Below are 7,109 nucleotides of genomic sequence, written 5' to 3'. Positions count from 1 at the left end.
CGCCCCGCTTCCCCCCGCACCCGCCCGTTCCCTTACGCCCCGCCGCAGCGCTGGGCGTCCCCTAGCCGTACCCCGGCCCCGTCGAGAGGACCCCTCGTGCCCGCCGCCGCCCGCTCCGCCCGCCGCCGCGCACTCGCCGCCGTCGCCGCCCTGCCCCTGCTGATCGGCGCCCTCGGCGCCTGCGGCTACGGCTCGGAGAAGGACACCGCCGCCGCGGGGTCCGCCGGGTCCGCCGGGGGGAAGGACACGCACGGCAGGAAGCTCTCCGCCGACACCGTCCGGATCGGCTACTTCCCCAACATCACCCACGCCACGCCGCTGGTCGGCGAGCAGGAGGGGCTGCTGCAGAAGGAGCTGGGCGGCACCAAGCTCCGCTCGACCACGTTCAACGCGGGCCCGTCCGAGATCGAGGCGCTCAACGCGGGCTCTATCGACATCGGCTGGATCGGCCCGTCGCCCGCGATCAACGGCTACGTGAAGTCCAAGGGCAAGAGCCTGCGCATCATCTCGGGCTCGGCCTCGGGCGGGGTGAAGCTGGTCGTCGACCCCAAGAAGATCTCCTCTCCGGACGACGTCAAGGGCAAGCGGATCGCCACCCCGCAGAAGGGCAACACCCAGGACGTGGCGTTCCTCCACTGGATCGCGGAGAAGGGCTGGAAGGTCGACCCGCAGAGCGGCAAGGGCGACGTCTCGGTCGTCCGCACGGACAACAAGGTGACCCCCGACGCCTTCAAGTCCGGTTCGGTGGACGGTGCGTGGGTGCCGGAGCCGACCGCCTCGAAGCTGGTCTCCGAGGGCGGCAGGGTGCTCCTGGACGAGTCCGCGCTGTGGCCTGACGGGAAGTTCGTCATCACCAACGTGATCGTGTCGCAGAAGTTCCTGGACGCGCACCCCGACGTGGTCGAGGCCGTGCTGCGCGGCTCGGTGAAGACGAACGCCTGGATCAAGGCCGACCCCGAGAAGGCGAAGGCTTCGGCGAACACGGCGCTCAAGAGGCTCTCCGGTAAGGAGCTGCCGGCCGGGATCCTCGACCCGGCCTGGAAGTCCATCGAGGTCCTCGACGACCCGCTGGCCGCCTCGCTGGAGGCCGAGGCCGCCCACGCCGTCAAGGCCGGGCTGCTGGAGGAGCCGGACCTGGCGGGGATCTACGACCTGACCGTGCTCAACAAGATCCTCAAGGCCGAGGGCAGGCCCGCGGTGACCGCCGCGAAGCTCGGCAAGCAGTAGCCGCCCGCCCGTCGTATCCCGCCCCATCCCCAGGAGGTGACCGGATGGCCCCGGCACTGACGACCGACAAGGCCGGCCCGGCCGAGCTCGCGGGCCGCGAGCCCGCGGCGGTCCGGATCGAGAACGTCCACAAGTCCTTCGGCCGGCCCGGCACGGCCCAGCCCGTGCTGGACGACATCTCGCTGGAGGTGCGCCCCGGCGAGTTCGTGTGCCTCCTGGGGGCCTCGGGCTGCGGCAAGTCCACCCTGCTGAACCTGGTGGCCGGGCTGGACCGGCCGACCGCCGGGACCATCGAGGTGCCCGGCGGCCGCCCGGCGCTGCTGTTCCAGGAGCACGCGCTGTTCCCCTGGCTCACCGCCGGGCGCAACGTCGAACTGGCGCTGCGGCTGCGCGGCGTGCCCCGCGCGGAGCGGCGGCCGGAGGCGGAGCGGCTCCTGGAGCTCGTACGGCTCTCCGGCGCGTACGGCAAGCGCGTGCACGAGCTGTCGGGCGGCATGCGGCAGCGCGTCGCGCTCGCCCGCGCCCTGGCGCAGGACAGCCAAGTGCTCCTGATGGACGAGCCGTTCGCGGCACTGGACGCGATCACCCGGGACGTCCTGCACCACGAGCTGACCCGCATCTGGTCCGGGACATCGCTGTCGGTGCTGTTCGTCACGCACAACGTCCGCGAGGCGGTGCGGCTCGCGCAGCGCGTCGTGCTGCTGTCCTCGCGGCCGGGGCGAGTGGCCCGGCAGTGGGCCGTGGACATACCCCAGCCCCGCCGCATCGAGGACGCGGCGGTGGCGGACCTGTCCGTCGAGATCACCGAAGAACTGCGGGGGGAGATCCGCCGTCATGGCAGGCACTGAGACGAGTCCCCGGAGCACCTCCGGCGGCCCGCACGACCTCGCCGGCCTGGAGGCCGGGCTCGACGCCCTGGACGCGGTGGAGGTCCGGCGGGCCCCCTTCGCGCAGGTGCTGCTGCACAAGGTGCTGCCGCCCCTGACGGCCGTCGTCCTGGTCCTCGCGGTCTGGAAGCTGCTGGTCGTCGCGGAGGTCACCGACGCCTACAAGCTGCCCGATCCGTCCGCGGTGTGGCACAGCCTTCAGGAGCTGTGGCTACGGGGCACGCTGCTGGACATCGTCTGGACGTCGGTCTCGCGCGGCCTGCTGGGCTTCGCCGCGGCGCTCGCCCTCGGCACGCCGCTCGGCCTGCTGGTCGCGCGGGTGAGGTTCGTCCGGGCCGCGCTCGGCCCGGTCCTGTCCGGGCTGCAGTCGCTGCCGTCGGTCGCCTGGGTGCCCGCGGCGGTGATCTGGCTCGGCATCACCGACGCGGCGATGTACGCGGTGATCCTGCTGGGCGCGGTGCCCTCCATCGCCAACGGCCTGGTGTCCGGCATCGACCAGGTGCCGCCGCTGTACCTGCGGGCCGGGCGCACCATGGGCGCCACGGGGCTGCGCGGCGCCCGGCACGTCCTGCTGCCCGCCGCGCTCCCCGGCTACATCGCGGGCCTCAAGCAGGGCTGGGCGTTCTCCTGGCGGTCCCTGATGGCCGCCGAACTCATCGCCTCCTCCCCCGATCTGGGCCTGGGGCTCGGGCAGTACCTGGAGAACGCGCGCACCGACTCCGACATGCCGGGGGTCCTCCTCGGCATCCTGCTCATCCTCTTCGTGGGCATCGCCATCGACCTCGCCGTCTTCAGCCCGCTGGAGCGGCGAGTGCTGCGGACGCGCGGACTGGCGGCGGCGAACCGATGACCGCACCGCCCCTGCTCCTCGTCGCGCACGGCAGCCGCGACCCGCGCCACGCGGCCGCCGTCCTGGAACTGCGCGCGCGGGTGGCCGCGGCGCGGCCCGGGCTCCGGGTCGAGGTGGGTTTCCTCGACTTCTGCGTGCCGAGCGTGCCGCGGGTGCTGGAGCGGCTGGCGGCGGAGGGCGTGCGCGACGTCGTCGCCGTGCCCCTGCTGCTGACCCGCGCCTTCCACGCCAAGGCCGACATCCCGGCCGTGCTGCGGGCGGCGACGGCGGGGCTGCCGGGCCTGCGGGTGACGCAGGCTCAGGTGCTGGGGCCCGCTCCCCTGCTGACCGCCGCCCTGGAGCGGCGGCTGCGAGAAGCCGGTCTGCCGCTCGGCGACCGGCGCCCGACCGGGGTCGTCCTGGCCGCGGCGGGCTCCTCCGACCCGGAGGCGAACGCGGTGATCGCTGATATCGCGCGGGAGTGGCGGCGCAGCGGTTGGTGCGCCGTGCGGCCCGCGTTCGCCTCCGCCTCCCCGCCGCACGTGGCGGACGCCGTGCGCGCCCTGCGCGCCGACGGTGCCCGCCGGGTGGCGGTCGCCCCGTACGTCCTCGCTCCCGGCCGGCTGCCGGACCGCATCGCGCGGGGTGCGGCGGAGGGCGGCGCGGACGTCCTGGCGGGCGTGCTGGGGGCGGCGCCCGAGGTGGTGGCGCTGGTGGTGCGGCGCTACGAAGAGGAAGCGGCGCAGGGGGTGTTCTCCGAGGCCCGGCCGGCGGACCGCAGGCGTTCGGCCTGAGTACGGCCGACCTCCGCGCCCTTGCGTCAGGCAGTCGCCGGGGCCGGCGCGGCGCGCCGCACGGCGGGCGGCCCCGCCGGTGCCCGGCCGGTCGCGTTCCCGGCGAGCAGGCCCGCGACGCGATGGTGCGCGCCACAATGATCACGCGACGCAATGGGGCGTCCCGCGAAACGTCTTACGTACTCCTCGCACGCCGTGCGGCCCCCGCACCGGCGGCGTTTCCCAGAAGGGCACCCGAGGACATGACCACCCTCGTCACCGGCAGCCGCGGCCGCGTCGGCCGCGCGCTGATCGACCTCCTGCACACCCGCGGCCACGCCGTCCGGGCCGCCTCCCGCACCCCCGGCGAGCTCGCGCTGCCGGACGGCGTCCCCTCGCTGCGCCTCGCGCTCGACGAGCCGGAGACCTTCCGCGCGGCGCTCGACGGCGTCACGTCCGTCTTCCTCTACGCGGAGGCCTCGCACACCGCCGCCTTCGCCCGGGCGGCCGCGGACGCCGGCGTCCGGCACATCGTGCTGCTCTCGTCGAGCTCCGTGCGCTACCCCGACGCCGCCACGCACCCCGTCGCCCGCCCGCACTGGGAGGCCGAGCAGGCCCTGGCCGCCGGGCCGGTCACCGCGACCTTCCTGCGGCCGGGCGTCTTCGCCACCAACGCGCTGGCCTGGGCCCGCTCCATCAAAGCCACCGGCACGGTGGACCTGCCCTACCCCGGCTCCTACACCGACCCCCTCCACGAACAGGACCTGGCCGAGGCGGCGTTCACCGTCCTCACCGACCCCGCGCGGCACGGCGGCGCGTACACCCTCAGCGGGCCGGAGAGCCTGTCCTTCCTCGACCAGGCCGAGCAGATCTCGCGCGTCACCGGCACACCCGTGACCGTCAACCACGTCTCGCCCGAGGCCTGGAAGGAGGCCGCGGGCCCCTACCTCCCCGGGCACTTCGCCGATGCGCTGCTCGCCTTCTGGAAGTCGTCCGACGGCAGGCCGGGGACGCTCGCGGGAGGCGTGGAGGAGCTGACGGGCCGCCCGGCCCGTACGTTCGCCACGTGGGTGGAGGACCACGCCGCGGACTTCCGCCCCTGAGGCCCGTTCCCGGCTCCCCTCTCCGGCGCCCGTCCCCGGAGCGGCCTCAGGCCGTCTCCGCCGCCGTGCCGATGCCCAGGGCCACCAGGACGCCGCCCGTGGCGCGTTCGAGGTTGCGGCTGACGCGCGGGCGGCGCAGCCAGGTGATCATGCGGGCGGCGCAGACCGCGACGAGCAGCATCCACACCGCGGCCACGACCGCGTCGATCACGCCGAAGAGCAGGGTCACCCCGAACGGCGAGCCGCCCTCGGGCAGGAACTGGGGGACGACGGCGACGAAGAAGACGCCGACCTTGGGGTTGAGCAGGCAGCTCAGCAGGCCCTGGCGGAACGCCTCGGCCGCGCGCGGCGCGGCAGTGGCGGGGGCCTGCTCCCGCAGGGCCGCGGCCCCGGGCTCGCCGGACGGCGCGCCGGAGGCGCCCGCGCGGCGCGGGCGGTGGGCCCACAGGGCCTGGGCGCCGAGGAGGACGAGGTAGGCGGCGCCCGCGAGCCGGACGACGGTGAAGGCCGCGTCCCAGCGCTGCAGGGCGGCGGCGAGGCCGAACGCCGCGGCCACGCCCCAGGCGAGCGAGCCGACCGCCGCGCCGAGGGCGGTGGCGCTGCCCGTACGGCGGCCGCCGCGCAGGCAGTTGCGCAGGACCAGGAGGGTGTCCGGGCCCGGTGCCATGGCCACCAGGAGGGAGAAGAGGGTGAATCCGAGTATCGCTGCCGTCACGTTGGACTCCTGATCTTCTAGAGGCTCATGTGGTGATCGAGACTCGTGTGATGACCGGAGCTTAACCAGGAGCGTGCACACGGCAACGAACACGGCCGCCGCTCCCCGTGGGGGTGGGGAGCGGCGGCCGGCCGATGAGCCGGGGCTGCTATTCGGTGACCTTCAGCAGCTTGTTGGGCGTCCCCGCGCTCGGGTTGGAGACCTTGTCGGACGTCGCGCCCTTGACGAGCGCACCGGCGACCTGCTCCGGGGTGGCGTCCTTGTGGGCGCCGAGGTAGACGGCGGCGGCGCCCGCCACGTGCGGCGTGGCCATCGACGTACCGGAGATCGTCTTGGTGCCGGAGTCGCTGTCGTTCCAGTCGGAGGTGATGTCCGAGCCGGGGGCGTAGAGGTCGACCACGCCGCCGAAGTTGGAGAAGTCCGACTGCTGGTCGTCCTTGGTGGTGGAGGCGACCGTGATGGCCTCCTTCACCCGGGCCGGGGAGCTGCTGCCCGCGTCGGAGGACTCGTTGCCCGCCGCGATGGCGAAGGTGACGCCGGAGGCGATGGCCTTCTGCACGGCCGCGTCGAGCGCCTCGTCCGCCCCGCCACCGAGGCTCATGTTCGCGACCGAGGGGCCCTTGTGGTTCTTGGTGACCCAGTCGATGCCCGCGACGACCTGCTCGGTGGAGCCGGAGCCCTGGCCGTCCAGGACCTTGACGGCCACGATCTTGGCCTTCTTGGCGACGCCGTGCGCCGTGCCGGCGATGGTGCCCGCGACGTGGGTGCCGTGGCCGTTGTCGTCCTCGGCCTTGTCGCTCTTGTCGACGGCGTTGAAGCCGAAGGAGGCGCGGCCTCCGAAGTCCTTGTGGCTGATGTGGACACCGGTGTCGATGACGTACGCGGTGACGCCCTCGCCCGCGCCGTCGGGGTAGGCGTACTTGCCGTCGCCCTTGGTCTCGGTCTGGTCGATGCGGTCCAGGCCCCAGGAGGGTGGGGCCTCCTGGGTGGCGCTGGCGGTGAAGCGGTGGTTCTGGACGACCTTGGCGACGGCGGGGTCGGCGGCGAGGCGCTTGGCCTCGGTCTCGTCGAGACCGCTGGCGGAGAAGCCGTGGATCGCCGAGTCGTAGGTGCGGCCGAGCTTGCCGCCGTACTTCTGGGCGAGGTCGCCGCCCTGCGCGGAGACGGACTTCGCGGCCGCGCCCTTGCCGTCCTTCAGCATGACGATGTAGCTGCCCTCGATCGCGCCCTTGGCGTTGGTGCCGTAGACGGTCCCTTCGGGGGCGGGAGCGGCGCCGGCCGGCAGGGCCAGGAGGGTGGCTCCGGCGGTGACGGCGGCTGCGGCGGATATCGCCAGGACGGTCCGTCGCCGGCCGGTGCGCTTGTGTGCTGCCATGACGAGGTTTCCTCCTCGTGCGTGTGGTGTGGGGGGAATTGAGCGTGTGTCACTGCACGCCCGGAGTGACGGAAGAGGCCGCTCCGGGGTGCTTCGAAACCCTGTCGGATTTGACGCGGGCAGTTCAACCCCCACGGGGTTTTGTGACATAGGCAACGTCGTTGCGTAATGCCAAACCCCTTTGAAGGAAGGCAATTTGG

General features: G+C 73.7%; 7 protein-coding genes. 5 read left to right on the top strand and 2 right to left on the bottom strand.

Annotated features, from left to right (window positions below):
• The first annotated feature begins 96 nt into the window (after window positions 1–96).
• The 5 genes from ACSNOG_RS18070 (at window position 97) to ACSNOG_RS18050 (ending at window position 4,819) form a co-directional block, all read left to right on the top strand.
• Window positions 97–1,227 carry an ABC transporter substrate-binding protein gene (locus tag ACSNOG_RS18070; protein ID WP_436753673.1) on the top strand — a complete coding sequence of 377 codons (1,131 nt, stop codon included), beginning with the start codon at window positions 97–99 and terminating at the stop codon, window positions 1,225–1,227.
• A gap of 44 nt (window positions 1,228–1,271) precedes the next feature.
• The gene (locus ACSNOG_RS18065; protein ID WP_436753672.1) at window positions 1,272–2,075 is read left to right on the top strand and encodes an ABC transporter ATP-binding protein; all 804 of its coding nucleotides are present in this window, start codon (window positions 1,272–1,274) and stop codon (window positions 2,073–2,075) included.
• A complete protein-coding gene (locus tag ACSNOG_RS18060) occupies window positions 2,062–2,964 on the top strand; it encodes an ABC transporter permease (protein ID WP_436753671.1) in 903 nt (300 codons plus the stop codon). The genes ACSNOG_RS18065 and ACSNOG_RS18060 overlap by 14 nt, the downstream gene beginning before the upstream one ends.
• Window positions 2,961–3,737 (top strand): sirohydrochlorin chelatase, encoded by a 777-nt coding sequence (locus ACSNOG_RS18055; protein WP_436753670.1) that lies wholly within the window; start codon window positions 2,961–2,963, stop codon window positions 3,735–3,737. Before ACSNOG_RS18060 ends, ACSNOG_RS18055 begins: the two co-directional genes overlap by 4 nt.
• 242 nt (window positions 3,738–3,979) lie before the next feature.
• The gene (locus tag ACSNOG_RS18050) at window positions 3,980–4,819 is read left to right on the top strand and encodes an NmrA family NAD(P)-binding protein (RefSeq protein WP_436753669.1); all 840 of its coding nucleotides are present in this window, start codon (window positions 3,980–3,982) and stop codon (window positions 4,817–4,819) included.
• Between the two features lie 46 nt (window positions 4,820–4,865).
• Here the strand turns inward: ACSNOG_RS18050 and ACSNOG_RS18045 are convergent, their stop codons facing one another.
• Window positions 4,866–5,534, bottom strand: a complete 669-nt coding sequence (locus ACSNOG_RS18045) for a LysE family translocator (RefSeq protein ID WP_436753668.1) — start codon at window positions 5,532–5,534, stop codon at window positions 4,866–4,868.
• Between the two features lie 148 nt (window positions 5,535–5,682).
• Window positions 5,683–6,909: a S8 family peptidase gene (locus ACSNOG_RS18040; protein ID WP_436753667.1), complete on the bottom strand. Its 1,227-nt coding sequence runs from the start codon at window positions 6,907–6,909 to the stop codon at window positions 5,683–5,685.
• Window positions 6,910–7,109 lie beyond the last annotated feature (200 nt).

Source organism: Streptomyces sp. URMC 124, from assembly GCF_051386455.1.
Taxonomy (GTDB): domain Bacteria; phylum Actinomycetota; class Actinomycetes; order Streptomycetales; family Streptomycetaceae; genus Streptomyces.
Note: the sequence above shows the minus strand (reverse complement) of the source record. Positions and strands in the feature narration are given on the sequence as shown.